Consider the following 19,863-nt stretch of genomic DNA (forward strand, 5'->3'; position numbering starts at 1 on the left):
CAGGGGCGTAAAACAAAGCCGTTCCGGACATCACAACATCGTCGCCCGGCAAAACTTGCATCAGATACAATCATCGAGGTTCGCCACAGCGACATTCAGGCGACACCCAGCCTACCGCCGACATCGGGGACAGTGTTGAGCACCAATCGATATGCAGGCAAAGGAAAACGTTTCGCCGGGCGCGTCTATCGCCTTCGCGTGATCGGCCTTGGCTTCGGCTTTTTCTGCGTCGCGTCGGTTTTCCATCAACTGCATGCGAGCCTCTGGCTGTGGGCGCTGCTGGTCTTTCACGGTTTTTTCTGGCCCCATCTCGCGTATCGCGCGGCACTCGCCTGGCAGGTGCCGTATCGCGGCGAACGCTGCAATCTGATGGTCGATTCGGTGTTCGGCGGCCTGTGGGTCGTCGCGATGCACTTCAATCTGCTGCCCTGCGTGCTGATTCTCGCGATGCTCAGCATGGACAACATCGCTGCCGGCGGCATGCGGCTCTTTTTGCGCGGCCTCGTTGCGCATCTTCTCGGTTTTGCGATCGGCGCGCTGACGCTCGGCCTCACGTTCGAGCCGCAATCGCAGATGCCGACCCTCATCGCATGCATGCCGTTTCTCGTGCTGTATCCGCTTGCGCTTGGCTGGGCGACCTACCGTATGGCGCAGAAACTCGCCCTGCACGCGCGCGAATCGGAGCGCCTGAGCCGCACCGACGGGCTCACGGGCCTGTGGAATCGGCGCCATTGGGAAGACCTGCTCGCCATCGAGTTCGAACGCTGTCGCGCGGAAGGCGCGCCGTGCTGTCTGGTGCTGCTCGATCTCGATCACTTCAAGCGCGTCAACGACACCGAGGGTCACGCCGCCGGCGATGCCGCGCTGCGCAGCTTCGCTCACTTCCTGCAGATGACGTTGCGGCCCGGCGATATCGTCGGGCGTTATGGCGGTGAAGAATTCGCGGTGATCCTGCCGGGACTGAAGCTGGTCGATGCACACCCGATGGTCGAACTGCTGCTGCTCGACCTGCGTTTGCGCACCGGCAACCCCGATCGCGCGCTGCGTTGCACGGCAAGCGCGGGCCTCACGTGCTACCGGCCCGGCATGGCGGACTTCACGGCATGGATGATGGAGACCGACCACTGCCTTTACGCTGCAAAAGCAAAAGGCCGTGACTGCGTGGTCGTCGCGGGCGAACACGGTACGTTCAATTCAAAGTCCGGCGCACACGCATCCACGGCACGCGCGTGAAGTGCGTGGCGTAGTCGTGACGCCGCGCGGCAAGCTTCAAGCCAGCGACAAACCCTCTGAAGTGCTGGAATCGCGCGGTGCATGCAGCGTGCGCGTCCAGGAAACGAGCATCGTCGCGAGTTGCTGCGCCGCCGGCGTCAACGGCATCGACGCGCGCTGCAGCAGGCAAACGTCCTGCGGCATCGCGCGCTCGCGCACCGGAATGGTGACCAGCGCGTGCGCGAACAGCCCGCGTTGCGTCAGGATCGACGGCTCCAGCGAAAGGCAGTCGGTCTGCGTGACGAGATGCAGCGCCTCGAACAGACCTTCGACAGTGGCGATGACCTTCGGCGGCGCAAGGCCGCGTTCGATGAACAGATCCGCGAGCCGGTTCGAAGGCGCATCGCCTGCTTGCCCGGGCGAGGGCGTCGCCACCCATGTGCAGCCGGCGAGTTCCGTCAGCGAGGTCGCCGACGCTTTCGGATGACCGCGCCGGCAGACGATCACCGGATCGGACGGATACAGCGTCGTCACGGAAAGATCGGCCGTGTCGCTCTGTTTCGTCACCAGCGCGACGGCGAAGTCGAGCGTGCCGTCGCGAATGCGTGAAATCATCATCCGCGAAGTACCGGTCCGCAGACGCAACGCGACCTTGTCGAAACGCGCGTGGTATTCGGCGAGCACGGGCGCGAGCGCATCGATCAGCGGTTCGGTGGACATGCCGAACGACACGTCGCCGCTGTAATCGCCGCTCAGCTGCTGCATCTCCTGCTCGGCCCGCTCGCATTCGCCGAGAATCGTCGCGGCACGCTGCAACAGACGCTGACCGAGCGCCGTCAGCGCGATGCCGCGATTGGTCCGCGTGAAGAGCGTCGCGCCGAGCATCAGTTCGAGGTTCTGCACCTGATGTGTCACCCCGCTTTGCGCAATGCCCAGCGCGCGCGACGCCGCACGGATGCTGCCATGCCGCGCCACCGCCGAAAACACACGTAACTGCGAAAGTGTCAGCGCCATGGCTTGCCAGTCCGTGATCACATAAAGTGATCATGATAGCCCGGAGTGGTCTTTCATGATTCATCGGCGCGTCTTAGGATGCGCTCACATCTCCCCGGGAACCCACACCACATCACACAACACCGCGCGTACCGTGACGTACCGCGGCGCATCGTGAACAAGGCCGCCATGAAGAAGACATCCCTCGCGATCCTCGTCGCCGCGCTGACGCTCGTCGGCAGCGCGCATGCACGCGATAACGATTCGATTCGCCTCGGCATCGACCCGAGCTATCCGCCGATGGACGCCAAAGCGCCCGACGGAAGCGTCAAGGGCTTCGACGTCGATCTCGGCAACGAAATCTGCCGGCGTATCCACGCGCACTGCCAGTGGGTTGAACTGGAGTTCTCGGGCATGATTCCCGCATTGCAGGCGCGCAAGATCGACGCGATCCTTTCGTCGATGGCGATTACCGAAAAGCGCTCGCAGCAGATCGCGTTTTCGTCGAAGCTGTTCCAGTTCAGGTCGCGTCTCATCGCGCGTCAGGGTGCGCCGTTCAACGGCACGCCCGCGAGCCTTGCGGGCAAGCAGATCGGCGTGCAGTCGGGCACGCAGTTCGAGACTTACGCGCTTGCGCACTGGGCCACCCAAGGCGTGCGCGTGACCGCCTACAAGAGCCAGGATGAAGTGTTTCAGGATCTGGTCAACGGCAGGCTCGACGCCGCGCTGCTCGGCACCGTCGAAGCCGATTTCGGATTTCTGCGCACGCCTGCCGGCAAGGGCTTCGCGTTTGTCGGCGAGCCGCTCTCGATGGGCGATCATGGCGTGGGCATCGGCATGCGCAAGGAGGATACGGCGCTGAAAGCAGCCGTGGATGGCGCGATCGCATCGATGCGCAAGGGCGGCACGTACACGCAGATCGCCCACCGCTATTTCGACTTCGACCCGTACGGCGAATGAGCGCCCTCCTCTCCTGACCGGAACACGCATGCAAAAACAGACCACGTCCCTTCTTTCACCCGCCGTCGGCACGCAACGCGAGCTGGTGAGTTTTCACTTTGCACCGGCGTCCGCGTCAGCTTCGGCGCGATCCGGTTCACCGGCCAGCGACCGGAAGATCTACATCCAGTCTTCACTGCACGCGGACGAAACGCCCGCGATGCTCACGGCGGTCCTGCTGAAACGCCGCCTGCTCGAACTTGAAGCGCGCGGCGCGCTGAGCGCCGAAATCGTGCTGGTGCCCGTCGCGAATCCGGTTGGGCTCGGGCAGTACGTGATGGGGCAGTTCATCGGCCGTTTCGATCTCGCGAGCGGCAGGAACTTCAACCGGCATTTCCTGCAGTTCCCGACGCTCGCTGAACGCGCGAAAGATCTGCTGGGCGCCGACGCGATCCGCAATCGCGACATCATCCGTGATCTGCTGCGCGAAGAACTGGCGCGGCAAAAGCCGCTGACGGAATTCGAATCGTTGCAGCTCGCGCTCTTCAAACATTCGTTCGATGCGGATCTCGTCATCGATCTGCATTGTTCGCTCGAAGCCGTGATGCACGTGTACACCACCGAAGCCGCGTGGCCGTCGATCGAACCGTTTGCCCGTTATCTCGGCGCCGAAGCATCGCTGCTCGCGACGAACTCCGGCGCCCAGGCCTTCGACGAGGCGCACAGCCTCATCTGGTGGAATCTGCAGCAACAGATGCCGGCGGACAGGCCGGTGCCGAACGGCACGCTTGCGGTCACGGTGGAATGCCGGGGGCAACGCGATGTGTCTTACGCCATCGCGCAACAGGATGCCGACGCGATCGTCGATTACCTCGTTTCGCGCGGCGCGATTCGCGGTGAGCCGAAGGCGTTGCCGCCGCTGCGCTCGCCTGCCACGCCGCTCGCCGGCAGCGAACAGTTTTATGCGCCGGTAAGCGGCATCGTCGTGCATCGCGCGAAGATCGGCGACACCATTCGTGCAGGCGATGCGCTCTTCGACATCGTCGATCCGCTAACCGATGAAACGACCACGATCAGCAGCAATACGGACGGCGTTTTCTATATGCGGCGCGCGATCCGCTTCGCGACCGCGGGCGCGCCGCTCGGACGTGTGACAGGGACACGCGCGCTGCGCACGGGCGTGCTGCTTGGCGCGTAGCGTCTGCTCAAACCGTGCCTGACCTGCACTCGATGCACGCTCATCCGACTCCCGCCTGAAGCGCCTCGACGACGCGGTTGCGTCCCGACGCCTTCGCGAGATACAGCGCGGCGTCGGCGCGCGCCATCAGTGCGGATAGCGGCTCGCCCGCGCGATACTGGTCGACGCCCACGCTGAACGTATAGTGCAGCACCGCGCCCGAGCCCGATTGATACCCCGACGCGGCCAGCCGGTCGCGCAACCGGTTCAGCAGGACCACTGCTTCTCCTGCACTCGTCGCTGGACACACCACGCCGAATTCCTCGCCGCCGAGCCGGCCGAACACATCGCCGGTTCGAACGACCTCCATCACGATCGACACGAAGTGCATCAGCACCTTGTCACCCGCTGCGTGGCCGCACCGGTCGTTGATCGACTTGAAATGATCGATATCGATAGCCGCGAACGTAACAGGTGTACCCGTGCGCGCCGCGCTCCTGAGCAACGCGTCCGCTCTCGCGAGAAATTCGCGGCGCGCGAAGGCGCCCGTGAGATCGTCGATGCTGGCCAGCTTTCGCAGACGGTCCGCCATGCGGTCGTGAGCCAGCATCACCATGCCGATCGACAACGTCGGCAGCGCAAGAATGCCGAGCGCGAGAAAAGCGATATTGATCGCCGACGACTCCAGCAGCCTCGCCTGCGACAACAGCCCCAGTCCATAGGTCATGCCGCGCACGGCGTGCCCGGCAGAGAACAGCGAAGCCGTCACCGCGACGAAGTAATAGCTGTATTTCGCGCGCTCGGGCGGCCGCTTGCGCAGCACGATGACGGCGATCGTCGCGTTGATCCCGGCATGAAACGCCGAGACGAGCGCCACGCGCGCGTTGAAGTTCGGTGTCACCCACGTCCAGTACGCAATGCCCGCGCCCACCGCCACAAGACCCACGAGACCCGCTACCGGTAACCCGGTACGGCCAAGGAACCGCCGGAACCCTTCGAGTCCAGTCAACGCGGTTGCCGCCAGCAGCACGTTCGCCGCAAGAATCGACAGCAGCGCATGTACATGGCCCTGCGACGCGAAACAGATCAGCGCCACGATGGAAAGCGCGTTTGCGACCACCCAGCATCCCACACCGGGAATCGCGGCACGCAGCAGCGAACCGAGCACGGCCATCGCCATGACGCCCGACAACACTGTCACGCCAAGAATACTCACCGGATTCAACATCGCCTCGATCTGAACGTAAGTCTGAACCTGAATACGGGTCTGAATTTGACAGGCATGTCCGTTGATGTGACGGCCTGTCTCCCCGGCGCCGCCTCGTCTACCCGACTGGTCGACAGTTTACGACATGGCGGCGGTTTCCCTCACTGAATCGATTTCCTTTTCCCCCGCGCGGGCGGGCCCGCTCACGCGTCAGCCCGGACTCGATCGACGCAACCTGGTATTTAACATATGTTGCGTTTTATTTTTTCATGGCAACATATGTAGAGAAACGCGGCACCTGGCCCTCAGCCCCGTGCACATCCAGTTCAATCCAGAACCGACCGTCAATTGCCATGAAAACTTCGATACTGCCCGCTCTCACCGCCTGTTTCGTTGCTGGTCTCGCCGCTACGCCGGGCGCTTTCGCGCAGGACACACCTTCCACGCTCGCGAAAATCCAGAGCAGTGGCCTGATCGTGATCGGGCACCGCGAAACGTCGGTGCCGTTTTCGTATGTCGACACGAACAACCAGGTGGTCGGTTTTTCGCAGGATCTGTGCAACCGCGTGATTTCGGCCGTCAAGGCGAAGACAAGGCATCCGGACCTGAAGGTGCGCTTCGTGCCGGTGACGTCGCAAAACCGCATTCCGCTCGTGCAGAACGGCACAGTCGATCTGGAGTGCGGCGTGACGACGAACCTGACGTCGCGCCAGAATCAGGTCGCGTTCTCCTACACGTTTTTCGTGGCCACCACGCGTCTTTTGACGCGCAAGGACAGCGGCATCAAGGACTTCCCCGATCTCGCCGGCAAGACCGTCGTGACGAATCAGGGCACGACGTCGGAGCGCATCCTGCGCAAGATGAATGAAGAGAAGAAGATGAACATGCAGATCATCAGCGCCAAGGACTATGGCGAGGGTCGGCTCACACTCGAGACCGGCCGCGCGGTGGCCTACATGATGGATGATGTGCTGCTCGCGGGCACGCGCACGCTGACCGCGAAGCCCTCCGACTGGGTGATCACCGGCACGCCGCAGTCATCGGAAGCATATGGATTCATGCTGCGCAAGGACGACCCCGAGTTCAGGAAACTGGTGGATGACACGCTGGCCGAAGTCATGAAAGAACCGGATTTCACGGCGATGTACGACAAATGGTTCATGAAACCCGTGCCGCCGAAGAACATCAATTTCGATTTCCCGATGAGCGATTCGCTCCAGAAGCTCTACGCGAATCCGAACGACAAGGCATTCGAATAACGCGTGCGGCTTGTGTCGGCTTGTGTCGGCTTGTGTCGAATGGCATCGATGAATACGCGGCGTGAGGCGTCGCGTATCAGTCGTCGGTGGCTGTGATTTCGTTGCGTTCGCGTTCTGGCCGTTGCATCCAGAACCGATGCAACGGCTTCTCGACCAGGCGACCGATGAGCAGCAATGCAAACAGCAGCCCCGCTACGCCGCTCACCAGCGAAACGTAGAAATCGCACGCATGCGGAATACGCGCACCGTCCCTGCCGTTTACGTCGGATAGTCCACCACGCGCAGGCGGCGTAGCCGCTACCGCAGCGCGCGGATGCGTTCGTCTCATCGACCGGTGGCAGGTTGTCATGAACATTCAGATCACGCGCTTTTCACGCCCCGCGCTGGCTTCATCGTGCGCAGCCCTGCTTGCGACACTGACGGCGTGCGGCGGGGGTGGAGACGGGGGCGTCAGCGCCGGCACGGCCGCTGCGACACCCGTAAACATGACGGTGTCGGGCACGGCCGCGAGCGGCAAGCCGCTGGCGGGCGCCACAATCAGCGCGAGTTGCGTGCGCGGATCGGCGAGCGCGAGCGCCGACGCCAACGGTCAGTTCAGTCTCACGCTGAGCGCGGTGCCGCCCTGCCTCATCACGGCCACGGCCGGCGGCACCCCGTTCCATTCCGTCGCGTTCGCGGGCGGCACGTTCAACGTCACGCCCGAGACGGATCTGCTGCTCGGATACCTCGGCGGCCAGCTCGGCACGAACGAGATGGGGCTGCTCACCGGCTTCGCGGGCAACGCGCGGTTCCAGCAGGTGCTCGGCAACCAGACCGACGTGCTGGATGCGCAGACCGCCGTCGTCAGCAGTCTCCAGCAGCGCTTTGCACTGACACTGTCCGTGCCTGACTTTCTGACCACCCCGTTCGTTCCGGACAACGAGGGCCTCGACCACGATCTCGACGCGCTGCAGGCAGCCGGCGCGATCGACGACGGCGGAGCGCAGAGCGCCACGCTGTCCTTCGTCACGGCAGCCGGCGCCGCGCAGCCGCTGCCCGCCACCTCGCCGGGCACAACGGCGGGCGGCGGAACCGGCAACGCGGGAAGCGCGAACTCGGGCGGAATGATGTAAGTGCGCGCGCTCACATGGCGACCAGTTCCCGCAACCGCTGCTGCAGCGCGGCGGATGCACGCGTCATCGGCGCGCGCAGTCCGCCGCCGATGACGCCCTGCGCCGCCAGCGCGGACTTCACCGGCCCCGGGTTCGGTTCGTCGAACATCGCGCGCACGAGCGGCGCAAGCGAATGCCAGATCGCGCGCCCTTCGTCGAGCCGCCCCGCCGCCAGCGCACGATAGAGCGCGACAAAACGCTCAGTACGTACATGCGCCGACGCGGCGATCGCGCCCGCGCCGCCCATGCATAGCGTCGTGAAGAGATTCGCATCGTCGCCGGCCAATACCCGCAAACGGCCGTCGAGAATCAGCGTGAGCGTGGTGTCCTGCAAGCCCGCGCAATCCTTCACGGCTTCGATGCGTGGATGCGCGGCCAGCGTCAGCAGCGTCTCTGTCTCGATGCGCACGCCGGTGCGCGCCGGAATGTCGTAGATCACGACCGGCTTGCGGCTGATGTCCGCGAGCGACGCAAAGTGATCGACCAGCCCCGTCTGCGAAGGCCGGATGTAGTACGGCGCGCAGATCAGCATGCCGGCGACCGGCTCGTCGTTGAGCCGCGCGACGCGCTCGCGCAGCGTCGCCGCATGATTGCCGGACACGCCCGCGATCACCGGCACGTCGCCCGCCGCCGCAAGCACGGTTGCGAGCACGGCGGCCTGCTCGGCGTCGTCGAGCGCGGCGGGTTCGCCGGTTGTGCCCAGCGCGACGAACCCCGACACACCCGCCTTCACATAACCACCGACGAGCGCGCGCAACGCGTCGTGATCGACCGCGCCACCGGCGAACGGCGTGATGAGCGGAATCCAGATACCCGAAAAAATCGACATGACTAATCCTCGAAACGTGACCGTATCGATTCCGTCAGGCAGTGCGGGAAAGGGACGTCGAGGCTGGACCTGGGCTCGCTGTTCCGTCACACATCTGACGGAACAGCAGGCTCCGGTCAGATGAGCAGCTGTTTTTTTGCTTTGGCTTGCGCGATCGCTTGAGCCAGTGCCGAAACCATCGCGCAGGCGCGCACGACGACGCTCGCAGGAGCGACGGCGGCAGGACGCAGGCGGCGGATGGGACGGATTTGCATGAGCGCCAGTGTAACCGGCAACCGCGCTATCTCGCAAAGGCGGGCGCCTTCGTGAGTCGTCATCGCAAAATAGCTTGACTTCTCCTGCCGTCGAACTAATATACGCACCGCGTATATAACCAGCTTTTCTCACCACCGACGGGTGATCCGCATGAGCGTTCCACAGCAAGCCTTCCTGCGCGACGCGATGCGTCGCATGAACATGACCCGCGAGAGCTTCGCGAACCGCATCGGCGTATCGCGCCGGGCACTCGATACGTGGCTCCTGCCCGACGATTCGCAGGAATCGCGCGCGATGCCGGAGATCGTCGAGCGCTTCGTGTCGGAAATCGTGGTCAACGGCGCGCCGACTGAAAGCTATACGCAAAGCGTAGACTCACAATCGCTGGCGAGCCAGATGCTCTTTGAGGGGCGGCCGCAGCTGCTGTCCGTCGACCAGTTCTCGCGCGATTCCGTCGAAGCGCTCTTTCGCGTGGCCGACATCATGCAGCCGATCGCGCGCCGCCGGAAAATCTCGCGCGTCCTCGAAGGCGCGGTGCTCGGCAATCTGTTCTTCGAGGCCAGCACGCGCACCCGCGTGAGCTTCGGCGCCGCGTTCTGCCGCCTCGGCGGCTCGGTGTGCGATACGACCGGCTTCACGTTTTCGTCGATGGCCAAGGGCGAATCGATCTACGACACGAGCCGCGTGATGAGCGGCTACGTCGACGCGCTGGTGATCCGCCACCCCGACCAGGGTTCGGTGGCCGAATTCGCGCGCGCGACGAACATTCCGGTGATCAACGGCGGCGACGGCCCCGGCGAGCACCCAAGCCAGGCACTGCTCGATCTGTACACGATCCAGCGCGAGTTCTCGCGGCTAGGCAAGATCGTCGATGGCGCGCATATCGCACTCGTCGGCGACCTGAAATACGGCCGTACGGTGCACTCGCTCGTGAAGCTGCTTGCGCTCTATCGCGGCATCAAGTTCACGCTGGTCTCGCCGCCGATGCTCGAAATGCCGTCGTATATCCTCGAACAGATCTCGCGCAACGGGCACGTGATCGAACAGACGCACGACCTGACGGCTGGCCTGCGCGGCGCGGATGTGGTCTACGCGACGCGTATCCAGAAAGAGCGTTTCAAGGACGAATCGTTCGAAGGCTACACGCCGGACTTCCAGATCAACGAGGCGCTCGTGGATGCCGTGTGCGGCAGCGACACGCTGATCATGCACCCGCTGCCGCGCGACAGCCGCCCTGGCGCGAACGATCTGAGCGTCGACCTGAATCACGATTCGCGGCTCGCGATTTTCCGCCAGACGGACAACGGCATTCCCGTGCGGATGGCGATTTTCGCGGTGCTGCTCGGCGTCGAAAAGCTCGTGCAACATTCGATGCGCGATGCGGCGTGGCGTCCGCCCGCGTATCTCGGCCCGGATGACGCCGTGTTTCACGGCATCGACTGAATGGCCGGCGAGCTGTGACAGGCCTGTCGCCCGGTCACAGTTCGCCGCAACTTCAATCCTCCACGATCACGCAACCGCCCTCAGGCGAAATTCGGCGACCGCTTCCGTCATCGACTGCGCCTGATCCTCCAGTGCGCTCGCCGCAGCCGCCGCCTCTTCGACGAGCGCGGCGTTCTGCTGCGTGACCTGATCCATCTGGCTCACGGCCTGCCCGACCTGTTCGATGCCCGTGCCCTGCTCGATCGTCGCCGACTTGATCTCGCTCATGATGGTCGCGACGTTGCGCACGGCACCGACGATCTCGCGCATCGATTCTCCCGCACGCGTCACGAGCGCGTTGCCGGTTTCGACGTCCTGCACCGACGCGCCGATCAGCGCCTTGATTTCCCTCGCCGCGTCCGCGCTGCGCAGCGCGAGGCTGCGCACTTCGCTTGCGACGACCGCGAAACCGCGTCCCTGCTCGCCGGCGCGCGCGGCTTCGACCGCGGCATTGAGCGCAAGGATGTTGGTCTGGAACTCTATAGCGATTTCACGCTGCTCCAGGGATCAACGGAAAACCGCTATATAATCATAGACTTGCATTGCATTTTGTTCCATTTTCTTCCAATCCCTGCCGCCGCCTGGTGGTGGGAAAAATGGAGGGAAAAACAGACACCCCCTGAGAGGTTGGTGTTTTCACAAGTGCCGCGTTGCCATGGACTGTGTGGGTGGTAAGCAGGCCAGAGGGGTTGCACCTCAAGCCTCTCGCAGAACCGTACGTGAGACTCTCGCCTCATACGGCTCCCGTCAGCCAACCGTTGCCTCAGCGACCCGCCAGTGAACGAACAACCGTGGGCAGACAGCTGCCATCTTGCGTAGCCATTCAGCGCTACGTCGTTTGTGTCGCGACAGTGTCTTGTACTTCCGTCTGGCCCAGCGCTCGAGCTTCCGATCGACATATTGGAAGATCGCAGACATCGCCGTTCGATAGAACGCCCCATAGTAGTTCCACCACCTTGTATCGCTGGATTGCATTGCTGCGCAAAGTCTTCAAGCGTGGCTGGAGTCCGACGATGTATCTGCCACTCCGTACCGTTTGCCTCATCCGTTTCAGCGCATCGTTGCTCGCCGCCGGCAGGAAACAGAGTTGAGGCCGCCCGCCCTGATTCGGTTGCAAATCCTGCCGCGAAGATACCGCGAATCCTTTGACAATGGTTCACTGTTCCCGTTTTCCATTGTGCTAAAAGGAGGATTCCCCAGCATGGCCGGAACCTTTTTTGAACGGAGATTCGATGGCGGTCCCTTTGCATTTATGGCTGAAAGACGAAGGCGGTGCAGACATTCGAGGATCAAGCTCGGTAGCAGGCCGCGAGGGGAGCATTGAAGTTCTGAGCCTCACGCATGGCATTCATACACCCACGGACGGAAACACCGGGAAGCTAATGGGTACACGTTCTCATCGTCCGATAACTATCGAAAAGGAAATTGACCGCTCATCCGCTCTGCTATATCGCGCGGTTGTGTGCGGTCTGACGCTTCAGGCTGGCGAACTAAAGTTCTATCGCACCAACGAAGCAGGCAGGGAGGAAGCGTACTTCACGATGTCGATGAAGAACATCAAAGTCGTCGGCATGTCACCGCGTGTTCCGAACATCAAGGAAACGGCGAGCGCGCACCGCAATCACTTTGAAATTGTCGAACTGATGTACGAGGAAGTCACGTGGACCTATGCGGACGGCAACATGGTTTTCAAAGATGGTTGGAACTACATCTAAGGGATCGCGATGCCGATACGCTGCACCTTTGGACTGAACAGCAAAACCACGTCTGCGTTGCACTGCTCTGGCTTCGGTACAGTCACCGCCTATTCCGGTCAGAAGTGGGGACGTGATAACCCGAAAGCGATAGCCGCACAAGACGTAGGACCGCTCCCGCCAGGCACGTACTATATCGTTGACCGGCAATCAGGCGGAATGCTCGGTTGGGCGCGTGATCTGTGGTCGGAGTATGGCTACGGGACAACCGACCGGACAACATGGTTTGCGCTATGGAATCCGACGACTGGTGATACGACAATGGTCAATGGCATCCGTCGCGGCAATTTCCGTTTGCACCCGGAGGGACCGCGACGTCTAAGCGAAGGTTGTATTACCGTGGTCAGTCACCTTGAATTCGATCAGCTTAATCGGTTCATTCGCTCCCGCAAGCCTACTTTGCAGGTTCCCGGCAGCGACATGCGCGCCTACGGTACGGTGGACGTTCGATGAAGAGACGGCTTCAGCGCATAGCAAGCGTGCTTGCGTATGTCGCAGCATCGCTTATCGGCGGCTGGTTCCTTGGCGCGTTTATCTCTCACACGTCGCGATGGATTCCAGAATGGTTATGGAATGCGATACGCGACGCAGTTCGCGCGAGCGGCATCGAGGCGCTACGCGATGAAGATGACATTGAAATGCTGTGCATCTTTGCTCTCACCATTGCATCGTGGCTAACCGTCGCGCTCGTCTTGGGAGTTGCATGGTTCGCAGTTGCATCCATCCGAAAGCGACGCACGTAACAATGCCGCTCTTTCATGCCTGCATCCGCATGGCTTCGCAGACACCATGCGGTACGAAAGATTGTTCAAGGCGGCGCAGCGCGCGCAATTCAAGGCCGGATGACTCGCCATCGAGCCATTGCGCGACACGTCCGAGCGCGGACTTGCTTGAGCCTGTCGCCTTTGCGATGGCGCGCAGGGAATAGCCGTTGCGGTACTTCCTCGACACATAGCGCCGCCAGATCAGCGACGACAGCGCGGCGTGATTGCTGATCGGCGCAGCAGGCGACAGCCACATCATGAAACCTTCGACGCCTATTGCCTTCACCGCTTCCGTCGATGCGAAGCGCCCGACCATCACGCAATATTCGGGAGGCGGTAAGCGCCGCTGCATCGCGTCGATGATCATCGAGCATTGCGCGTGAATCTCGGGGATGGTCAAGCCTGAAAAATCGACAGTCGCGGAGCGGGTGCCAATCATACGCGCAGACGCCCACGATGACCATCGTGACGACGCGCGCATATTCGGTGTCGACCTGCGCGGCGGCATCGTTCGAGAGCTAGTCCGCCAGCGCCTGAAATTTTTCGACGTCGGCGGTATACGCCTGACCCGCCAGCGTGATGTCGTGATCGTTGATCTGCACGTAGGCGTTGGTGTCGCCCGAACGCAGCGCGTCACCGGCCTGCTTCAGGATCGACGCGAGATGCATCGACGATTCGACCAGATGCTGCTTCAGGTCCTCATCGAGACCGGTGAATTGCGACGCGTTGCGAAACGATTCTGTTTCGTCGGCGGCACGCCTGAAGGTGGTCGCCGCGCTTTTCAGCGCCGAATCGCGCGTCGCGAGATCGTTGCGCTCCCTGAGTGCAGAGTACGCGCGCGTCAACGCGGCACGCGTGCGGGTGGAATCCTTGTAGCCGTCGTTGACCAGAATATATTTCGGACGCCAAATAAAATGGCCCGTGCGTCAGAAGCACGGGCCATTCACGATCGCTTTCGACGCATTCGCGCGCATTCAGGCGCGCGAATGTACCAGCGTGATGCGCCTCCCGGGATCAGTTCGAGCCGTCGAACTGCACGATCTCGATCCAGTTTGGATTCTTGCCCACCGGGTACTCGCCGATTGCACGCAACGCACCCGTTTTACGGTCGATCCGGTATGCGCGCATCTGCGTCGACAGCTGTCCCACTGCCAGCAGATAGTTGCCCGACGGATCGATATTGAATCCGCGCGGCTGCTTCTCGGTCGGATACGTGCCGATCCGCGTGAGCTTGCCGGTGGCCTGATTGACGCGATATACCGCGAGCGTGCTCGACGTGCGTTCCGATGCGTACAGGAAGCGGCCGTCCGGCGTCAGATGAAGATCCGCGCCCCACGGTTTGTCGCCCTTGAAGTCTTCCGGCAGGATCGAGATGGTCTGGATCGGCTTGACGGTGTCGCGGGTTGCGTCGAAGGCGAGCGTATGCAGCTTGCCGTCGAGCTCGTCGATCAGATACGTAAAGCGATGATCCGCCGAGAACACGAAGTGGCGTGGGCCCGACTTTTCCGGCAGCGCATACGCAGACGCGGCATCCGGCGTGAGATGGCCGTTCGACGCGTCGAACTTCAGACGAAGCCACGCATCCGAACCGAGCACCGACGCGAACACATAGCGGTTATCCGGCGCATTGCGGATCGCGTGCGCCATCGGGCCGGTGGGGATGGTCTGCTGCACATCGCCCGCCACGCCATTGGCGCCGATCGGGTTGACCGCGAGCAGGTTGCCGCCATACGACGCGGAAAACAGATAGCGGCCGGTCGCGTCGGTCGACAGATACGCCATGCTCTCAGCGAGCGGTGCCGTGCCCAGCTGGATCAGATGGCCATCGAGCGGATTGATCGCAAAGCTCACGACCCGATACGGCTTCGAACGCAACCCGGCATACAGATGGTGATGATCCGGTGAAAGCGCCATCGGCATCGCGGTGCCGCCGACGGCGACTGTCTGCACCGCGGCGAGCGCCCCGGTCGACGGGTTCAGGCTGAACACCGAAATATCCTGGCTGTCGGCGTTCGATACATACGCATAGGTGGCCGCGTGGCTCGCGCCTGAAGCGGTAAGGCCGATCAGCGTGCCTGCGATCGCGCTCAGGATTGTTTTTCTGGTCATGAATGGGTTGATGGACATCTGGTCTGGTTATTTTCTGGTTGGTGGTAAGGCCACGTTGAGCCACATAAGCTACGTCAAGCCGCGCACGGCACGGCGCTCAGGTCACCGGCGCCGGGTTGAACAGCGTCAATGCGTTATGAAGCCCGAGTTTCTCCGCGCAGGTTTCCTTGCGGCCGCTCGCCACGTCGAGCATCAGGCGGAACAGCTCCCAGCCCACGTCTTCGATGGTGGCGTCGCCCGTTGCGATCGTGCCCGCATCGATGTCCATCAGATCGTGCCAGCGGCGCGCGAGATCCGAACGTGTCGCCACCTTGATGACGGGCACTTCCGCGAGACTGTACGGCGTGCCGCGGCCGGTCGTGAACACGTGCAGGTTGATGCCCGCCGCCAGCTGCAGCGTGCCGCAGATAAAATCGCTTGCCGGCGTCGCCGCGTAAATCAGGCCTTTTTGCTGGACCTTTTCGCCCGGTGACAACACGCCCGAGATTGCCGAGTTGCCCGACTTGATGATCGAACCCATCGCCTTTTCGACGATGTTCGACAGGCCGCCCTTCTTGTTGCCCGGTGTGGTGTTCGCGCTGCGGTCCGCGCCGCCGCGCTTCAGGTAATCGTCGTACCACTGCATCTCGCGGATGATCGCCGCGGCCACGTCCGCGTTGGCCGCGCGCGCGGTCAGCTGGTCGACGCCGTCGCGCACTTCGGTGACTTCGGAGAACATGACCGTCGCGCCGGCGCGCACCAGCAGGTCGGTCGCGAAGCCCACCGCGGGATTGGCCGTCAGGCCCGAGAACGCATCGCTGCCGCCGCACTGCACGCCGATCACGAGGTCGGACGCCGGGCAGGTCTCGCGACGGCGATTGTTCAGCCGCTTCAGATGGCCTTCGGCCGTTTTCATGATCGAGTCGATCATCGACTGGAAGCCGACGTGCGCGTCGTCCTGAAGCACGACCACGTCGCCGTTGGAATCGGCCGTGAGGTCGCCGATGTCGGCGACTTCCGCGGTATTGGACGCCGCCGCGATCGGAATCGTGCCCGGCGGCATCAGGCGTTCGGGCTGCAGCTTCTCGCAGCCGAGGCTCACCATCATCACTTCGCCGCCGAAGTTCGGGTTCAGGCTGATGTTGCGCACGGTGCGGATCGGCACCATCGCATCGGGCGCATCGATCGCGACGCCGCAGCCATACGTGTGACCCAGCCCGACGACGTCGTCGACGTTCGGATAGCGCGGCAGCAGCTCGGCCTTGATGCGCGTGACGGCGTGCTGGACGACGTCGGCCACGCACTGCACGGTGGTGGTGATAGCGAGAATGTTGCGCGAACCGACCGAGCCGTCGGCGTTGCGGTAGCCCTCGAACGTGTAGCCTTCGAGCGGCGGCATGTCCGGCGCCTTGATGGTCGCGACCGGCAGGTCCTCGAGCCCTGGCGGGCTCGGCATCCGGATCACATGTTCGTTGATCCAGCTGCCCTTCGGCAATGCCTTGAGCGCATAGCCGATCACCACGTTATAGCGAATGACCTCATCGCCTTCCGCGAGATCGGCGAGCGCCACCTTGTGCCCCTGCGGCACGCGCTCGCGCAGCGCCAGACCATCGGGAAACACCGCGCCCTCACCCAGGCCGCCGTCGTTGACGACGATCGCGACATTGTCATTGGGGTGAACGCGAATGTAGAGCGGAGTCAGTTCCATTGCATCGATCCTTATGGCGCTCTCTGCGCCTGCTACGCCAACCAATTCATACGTCATCCTACAACATGAAATGATGCACGGACGGTCCGTATTAACCCTATGTCGTCCATTATGCCGCCAAATCCCGGTTGTCGTGCTCAATTTCTTGTTGTACGATGACGTATAAGAAATCTCTGTACCGAACCCCGTAGCCCAGGATACTTAATCATGACGACACCGCAGGAACTGAAGCAGATCGTTTCGCAAGGCCTTCTGTCCTTCCCCGTTACCGACTTCAATGAACAGGGCGATTTTCGCGCCGACACCTACGCCGCGCGCCTCGAATGGCTCGCGCCCTATGGCGCATCGGCGCTGTTCGTCGCCGGCGGCACGGGCGAATTCTTCTCGCTGACCCATGACGACTACTCGAACGTCGTGCGCACGGCCATGGAAGTCTGCAAGGGCAAGGTGCCGATTCTGGCCGGCGCTGGCGGCCCGACGCGCGTCGCGATCGCCTACGCACAGGAAGCACAGCGTCTGGGCGCGAACGGCATTCTGCTGATGCCTCACTATCTGACGGAAGCGAGCCAGGAAGGCATCGCCGCACACGCTGAAGAAGTGTGCAAGTCCGTGCCGGATATCGGCGTGATCATCTACAACCGCGCGAACTCGAAGCTGAACGCCGACATGCTCGAGCGTCTGGCCGACCGTTGCCCGAACCTGATCGGCTTCAAGGACGGCGTGGGCGAGATCGAAAACATGGTGACGATCCGCCGCCGCCTCGGCGACCGCTTCTCGTACCTCGGCGGCCTGCCGACGGCGGAAGTCTATGCCGCGGCCTACAAGGCACTGGGCGTGCCGGTGTATTCGTCGGCCGTGTTCAACTTCATCCCGAAGACGGCGATGGATTTCTATCGCGCGATCACCGCGAACGACCACGCCACGGTCGGCAAGCTGATCGACGAATTCTTCCTGCCGTACCTCGCGATCCGCAATCGCCGCGCCGGTTACGCAGTCAGCATCGTGAAGGCTGGCGCAAAGCTGGTCGGCCACGGCGCAGGGCCGGTGCGCGCCCCGCTGACCGATCTGACCGAGGACGAAATGAGCCAGCTCGACGTTCTCATCAAGAAGCTCGGCGCGCAGTAAGCGCCCAGCCGCGTGGTCCACGGTTACGTGCGCCACGCGGCCAGCAGGAGCGCCCGGCAACGCATGCGTTGCCGGGCGTTTTTGCCAGATTCACGGCTGACGCGCACTGCGTGGCCGATCGCGTCGAAAGGCAGGCCGTGTCAGTGCCGGCTGCCGCCGTATCGAAGCTGGGGAGCACCCGCCCCCGCCTGAACCGTCAGGAAAATCATCATGGAAATGAGCCGCACAGCGAACCCCGCACACGTCGAGAGGCGCACGAAAGTCCGCTATACGATTCTGCTGCTGATCTTTGTCATCACGACGTTCAACTACGCGGACCGTGCGACGCTCTCGGTGACCGGCTCGGCGATGCGCACGGAGTTCGGCTTCGATGCGATCAGGATGGGCTACATCTTCTCCGCATTCAGCTGGGCGTATGTGCTCTCGCAACTGCCCGCCGGGTGGCTCCTCGACCGGTTTGGCGCACGGCGGGTCTACGCCGTGAGCATCTTCTTCTGGTCGCTCTTCACACTGCTGCAAAGCTCGATCGGCCTGCTCGGTAGCGGCGCTGCCGCGGTCGTGGCGCTCTTCGTGCTGCGCTTCGCGATGGGTGCCGCCGAATCGCCGGCGTTTCCGGCCAACGCGAAAGTCGTGGCCAGCTGGTTTCCGACCACCGAGCGCGGCACGGCATCGGCCATTTTCAATTCAGCGCAGTATTTCGCCGCCGTCGTATTCACGCCGCTGATGGCATGGCTCACGCACGCGTTCGGCTGGCACGCGGTCTATCTGGTGATGGGCGTCGTCGGGCTCCTCCTCGCCTTCACCTGGCTGAAGGTCATGAAAAACCCCGCCGACCACCCACGCGTCTCGCGCGCGGAGCTCGACTATATCGAGCAGGGTGGCGGCGTCGTGAACGGCCACCGGAAAGCCCAGCCCGAAGACGTCGCGCGCACCGACGGCTGGCTGCTCGTGCGCCAGCTGCTGGGCAACCGGATGCTGCTCGGCGTCTATCTGGCGCAGTTCTGCATCAACGTGCTCACCTACTTCTTCCTGACGTGGTTCCCGATTTACCTCGTCCAGGCGCGCGGCATGACGATCCTGCATGCCGGTCTCGTCGCCTCGCTGCCCGCGATCTGCGGTTTTTCCGGCGGCGTGCTCGGCGGCTTCCTGTCGGACTCGCTGATTCGCCGCGGCCATTCGCTGACGCTCGCGCGCAAGGTCCCGATTGTCGGCGGCATGCTGCTGTCCGTCTCCATCATCGGCTGCAATTACGTCGCGGCCGACTGGCTCGTCGTCGCGCTGATGTCGCTCGCGTTCTTCGGAAAAGGGATTGGCGCGCTCGGCTGGGCGGTCGTCGCGGATACGTCGCCGAAGGAAGCACTCGGTCTGTCGGGCTCGATCTTCAACATGTTCGGCAACGCGGCCGGCATCGTGACGCCGATCGTCATCGGCTATCTCGTCGCGCGGACAGGGTCGTTCAACGGCGCGCTGGTATTCGTCGGCATCAACGCGTTGATCACCGTGTTCAGCTATCTCGTGATCGTGAAGGACATCAAACGGGTCGAACTGCGCCCGCGCTAATCACCGACGTTCCCGGCGCGCGGCAATCGCATCGCCGGATCGGCGCACATTGACGGGCGCGCGCACCTTCCTGCGCGCGGCGGTCATCCCGACGCCGTGCGCGGGTCCTGGAAAAGCTCACCTGTCGACCAGAGTTCGCGTGTCGGTCGGAGTTGGCGCTTCAGCGCTTACTCCGGCCCCATGCGCGTTACTCTGGTCCCATGCAACTCGTTGCGGTCGACCAGAGTTCGCGTGTCGGTCGGAGTTAGCGCTTCAGCGCTTACTCCGGCCCCATGCAAGTGAGTTGCGGTTTATCTGGCCAGTCATCAGACGACGGTATAATCAATTGCAGCATATCTCTGCAACTATCTGATTCGAGGG

General features: G+C 62.8%; 20 protein-coding genes and 1 pseudogene. 10 read left to right on the forward strand and 11 right to left on the reverse strand.

Annotated features, from left to right (window positions below; all coding sequences use genetic code 11):
• Positions 1–135 precede the first annotated feature (135 nt).
• Positions 136–1,233, forward strand: coding sequence for a diguanylate cyclase (locus LPA37_RS08155; protein ID WP_228981139.1), 1,098 nt, complete (start codon positions 136–138; stop codon positions 1,231–1,233).
• Positions 1,234–1,269: 36 nt separating this feature from the next.
• Here the strand turns inward: LPA37_RS08155 and LPA37_RS08160 are convergent, their stop codons facing one another.
• Entirely contained in the window at positions 1,270–2,226 is a 957-nt protein-coding gene (locus tag LPA37_RS08160) for a LysR substrate-binding domain-containing protein (protein ID WP_228981137.1), read from the reverse strand.
• 168 nt (positions 2,227–2,394) lie between these two features.
• On the opposite strand from LPA37_RS08160, the gene LPA37_RS08165 reads away from it, so the two are divergent.
• The gene (locus tag LPA37_RS08165; protein WP_229012219.1) at positions 2,395–3,165 is read left to right on the forward strand and encodes a transporter substrate-binding domain-containing protein; all 771 of its coding nucleotides are present in this window, start codon (positions 2,395–2,397) and stop codon (positions 3,163–3,165) included.
• 28 nt (positions 3,166–3,193) lie between these two features.
• Positions 3,194–4,342 carry a succinylglutamate desuccinylase/aspartoacylase family protein gene (locus LPA37_RS08170; protein ID WP_229012220.1) on the forward strand — a complete coding sequence of 383 codons (1,149 nt, stop codon included), beginning with the start codon at positions 3,194–3,196 and terminating at the stop codon, positions 4,340–4,342.
• Positions 4,343–4,382: 40 nt separating this feature from the next.
• On the opposite strand, the gene LPA37_RS08175 is transcribed toward LPA37_RS08170, so the two are convergent.
• Positions 4,383–5,549, reverse strand: coding sequence for a GGDEF domain-containing protein (locus tag LPA37_RS08175; RefSeq protein ID WP_229012221.1), 1,167 nt, complete (start codon positions 5,547–5,549; stop codon positions 4,383–4,385).
• 332 nt (positions 5,550–5,881) lie between these two features.
• Between LPA37_RS08175 and LPA37_RS08180 the strand changes: the two genes are divergently transcribed.
• Positions 5,882–6,787, forward strand: a complete 906-nt coding sequence (locus LPA37_RS08180) for a glutamate/aspartate ABC transporter substrate-binding protein (RefSeq protein WP_229012222.1) — start codon at positions 5,882–5,884, stop codon at positions 6,785–6,787.
• 76 nt (positions 6,788–6,863) lie between these two features.
• Here LPA37_RS08180 and LPA37_RS08185 read toward each other — a convergent pair whose 3' ends face one another.
• The gene (locus LPA37_RS08185; RefSeq protein ID WP_229012223.1) at positions 6,864–7,115 is read right to left on the reverse strand and encodes a hypothetical protein; all 252 of its coding nucleotides are present in this window, start codon (positions 7,113–7,115) and stop codon (positions 6,864–6,866) included.
• A gap of 19 nt (positions 7,116–7,134) precedes the next feature.
• Here LPA37_RS08185 and LPA37_RS08190 point away from each other — a divergent pair, with 19 nt between their 5' ends.
• The gene (locus tag LPA37_RS08190; protein WP_229012224.1) at positions 7,135–7,899 is read left to right on the forward strand and encodes a carboxypeptidase-like regulatory domain-containing protein; all 765 of its coding nucleotides are present in this window, start codon (positions 7,135–7,137) and stop codon (positions 7,897–7,899) included.
• A 10-nt stretch (positions 7,900–7,909) separates the two neighbouring features.
• Here the strand turns inward: LPA37_RS08190 and dapA are convergent, their stop codons facing one another.
• Positions 7,910–8,767 (reverse strand): 4-hydroxy-tetrahydrodipicolinate synthase, encoded by an 858-nt coding sequence (gene dapA / locus LPA37_RS08195; RefSeq protein ID WP_229012225.1) that lies wholly within the window; start codon positions 8,765–8,767, stop codon positions 7,910–7,912.
• Positions 8,768–8,883: 116 nt separating this feature from the next.
• Positions 8,884–9,084: a hypothetical protein gene (locus LPA37_RS08200; RefSeq protein WP_228981123.1), complete on the reverse strand. Its 201-nt coding sequence runs from the start codon at positions 9,082–9,084 to the stop codon at positions 8,884–8,886.
• Positions 9,085–9,172: 88 nt separating this feature from the next.
• Between LPA37_RS08200 and LPA37_RS08205 the strand changes: the two genes are divergently transcribed.
• The gene (locus tag LPA37_RS08205; protein WP_228981120.1) at positions 9,173–10,465 is read left to right on the forward strand and encodes an aspartate carbamoyltransferase; all 1,293 of its coding nucleotides are present in this window, start codon (positions 9,173–9,175) and stop codon (positions 10,463–10,465) included.
• 66 nt (positions 10,466–10,531) lie between these two features.
• Here LPA37_RS08205 and LPA37_RS08210 read toward each other — a convergent pair.
• Both LPA37_RS08210 and LPA37_RS27870 read right to left on the reverse strand, forming a co-directional pair.
• Positions 10,532–10,990 (reverse strand): annotated as a pseudogene (locus LPA37_RS08210) (methyl-accepting chemotaxis protein); the annotation flags it as partial.
• A 261-nt stretch (positions 10,991–11,251) separates the two neighbouring features.
• On the reverse strand, positions 11,252–11,479 hold the full coding sequence (locus LPA37_RS27870; RefSeq protein ID WP_407672501.1) for a group II intron maturase-specific domain-containing protein: 228 nt from the start codon (positions 11,477–11,479) through the stop codon (positions 11,252–11,254).
• Between the two features lie 257 nt (positions 11,480–11,736).
• Here LPA37_RS27870 and tssD point away from each other — a divergent pair, with 257 nt between their 5' ends.
• Positions 11,737–12,219, forward strand: a complete 483-nt coding sequence (tssD, locus tag LPA37_RS08215) for a type VI secretion system tube protein TssD (protein WP_228883665.1) — start codon at positions 11,737–11,739, stop codon at positions 12,217–12,219.
• A 9-nt stretch (positions 12,220–12,228) separates the two neighbouring features.
• Positions 12,229–12,711 carry a DUF2778 domain-containing protein gene (locus LPA37_RS08220; protein ID WP_229012226.1) on the forward strand — a complete coding sequence of 161 codons (483 nt, stop codon included), beginning with the start codon at positions 12,229–12,231 and terminating at the stop codon, positions 12,709–12,711.
• Between the two features lie 303 nt (positions 12,712–13,014).
• On the opposite strand, the gene LPA37_RS08225 is transcribed toward LPA37_RS08220, so the two are convergent.
• From LPA37_RS08225 to garD, 4 genes are all read right to left on the reverse strand, one after another.
• A complete protein-coding gene (locus LPA37_RS08225) occupies positions 13,015–13,461 on the reverse strand; it encodes a hypothetical protein (protein WP_229012227.1) in 447 nt (148 codons plus the stop codon).
• 79 nt (positions 13,462–13,540) lie between these two features.
• The gene (locus LPA37_RS08230; protein WP_324251872.1) at positions 13,541–13,867 is read right to left on the reverse strand and encodes a hypothetical protein; all 327 of its coding nucleotides are present in this window, start codon (positions 13,865–13,867) and stop codon (positions 13,541–13,543) included.
• A 169-nt stretch (positions 13,868–14,036) separates the two neighbouring features.
• Positions 14,037–15,131: a lactonase family protein gene (locus LPA37_RS08235; RefSeq protein ID WP_229012228.1), complete on the reverse strand. Its 1,095-nt coding sequence runs from the start codon at positions 15,129–15,131 to the stop codon at positions 14,037–14,039.
• A 97-nt stretch (positions 15,132–15,228) separates the two neighbouring features.
• Positions 15,229–16,818, reverse strand: a complete 1,590-nt coding sequence (garD, locus tag LPA37_RS08240) for a galactarate dehydratase (RefSeq protein ID WP_228981113.1) — start codon at positions 16,816–16,818, stop codon at positions 15,229–15,231.
• A gap of 207 nt (positions 16,819–17,025) precedes the next feature.
• Between garD and kdgD the strand changes: the two genes are divergently transcribed.
• Together kdgD and LPA37_RS08250 are read left to right on the forward strand one after the other, a co-directional pair.
• Positions 17,026–17,943: a 5-dehydro-4-deoxyglucarate dehydratase gene (gene kdgD / locus LPA37_RS08245; protein ID WP_228981111.1), complete on the forward strand. Its 918-nt coding sequence runs from the start codon at positions 17,026–17,028 to the stop codon at positions 17,941–17,943.
• Between the two features lie 210 nt (positions 17,944–18,153).
• Positions 18,154–19,503, forward strand: coding sequence for an MFS transporter (locus tag LPA37_RS08250; RefSeq protein WP_229012229.1), 1,350 nt, complete (start codon positions 18,154–18,156; stop codon positions 19,501–19,503).
• Positions 19,504–19,863: the final 360 nt, after the last annotated feature.

Source organism: Paraburkholderia gardini (genome assembly GCF_907164545.1).
GTDB classification, from domain to species: domain Bacteria; phylum Pseudomonadota; class Gammaproteobacteria; order Burkholderiales; family Burkholderiaceae; genus Paraburkholderia; species Paraburkholderia gardini.

Bases quoted from the DNA above. Each gene is read 5' to 3' on its own strand.
- LPA37_RS08160 (WP_228981137.1), bottom strand. From the start codon at position 2,226: ATGGCGCTGACACTTTCGCAGTTACGTGTGTTTTCGGCGGTGGCGCGG.
- LPA37_RS08165 (WP_229012219.1), top strand. From the start codon at position 2,395: ATGAAGAAGACATCCCTCGCGATCCTCGTCGCCGCGCTGACGCTCGTC.
- LPA37_RS08170 (WP_229012220.1), top strand. From the start codon at position 3,194: ATGCAAAAACAGACCACGTCCCTTCTTTCACCCGCCGTCGGCACGCAA.
- LPA37_RS08175 (WP_229012221.1), bottom strand. From the start codon at position 5,549: ATGTTGAATCCGGTGAGTATTCTTGGCGTGACAGTGTTGTCGGGCGTC.
- LPA37_RS08180 (WP_229012222.1), top strand. From the start codon at position 5,882: ATGAAAACTTCGATACTGCCCGCTCTCACCGCCTGTTTCGTTGCTGGT.
- LPA37_RS08185 (WP_229012223.1), bottom strand. From the start codon at position 7,115: ATGAGACGAACGCATCCGCGCGCTGCGGTAGCGGCTACGCCGCCTGCG.
- LPA37_RS08190 (WP_229012224.1), top strand. From the start codon at position 7,135: ATGAACATTCAGATCACGCGCTTTTCACGCCCCGCGCTGGCTTCATCG.
- dapA (WP_229012225.1), bottom strand. From the start codon at position 8,767: ATGTCGATTTTTTCGGGTATCTGGATTCCGCTCATCACGCCGTTCGCC.
- LPA37_RS08200 (WP_228981123.1), bottom strand. From the start codon at position 9,084: ATGACGACTCACGAAGGCGCCCGCCTTTGCGAGATAGCGCGGTTGCCG.
- LPA37_RS08205 (WP_228981120.1), top strand. From the start codon at position 9,173: ATGAGCGTTCCACAGCAAGCCTTCCTGCGCGACGCGATGCGTCGCATG.
- LPA37_RS27870 (WP_407672501.1), bottom strand. From the start codon at position 11,479: ATGCAATCCAGCGATACAAGGTGGTGGAACTACTATGGGGCGTTCTAT.
- tssD (WP_228883665.1), top strand. From the start codon at position 11,737: ATGGCGGTCCCTTTGCATTTATGGCTGAAAGACGAAGGCGGTGCAGAC.
- LPA37_RS08220 (WP_229012226.1), top strand. From the start codon at position 12,229: ATGCCGATACGCTGCACCTTTGGACTGAACAGCAAAACCACGTCTGCG.
- LPA37_RS08225 (WP_229012227.1), bottom strand. From the start codon at position 13,461: ATGATTGGCACCCGCTCCGCGACTGTCGATTTTTCAGGCTTGACCATC.
- LPA37_RS08235 (WP_229012228.1), bottom strand. From the start codon at position 15,131: ATGACCAGAAAAACAATCCTGAGCGCGATCGCAGGCACGCTGATCGGC.
- garD (WP_228981113.1), bottom strand. From the start codon at position 16,818: ATGGAACTGACTCCGCTCTACATTCGCGTTCACCCCAATGACAATGTC.
- kdgD (WP_228981111.1), top strand. From the start codon at position 17,026: ATGACGACACCGCAGGAACTGAAGCAGATCGTTTCGCAAGGCCTTCTG.
- LPA37_RS08250 (WP_229012229.1), top strand. From the start codon at position 18,154: ATGGAAATGAGCCGCACAGCGAACCCCGCACACGTCGAGAGGCGCACG.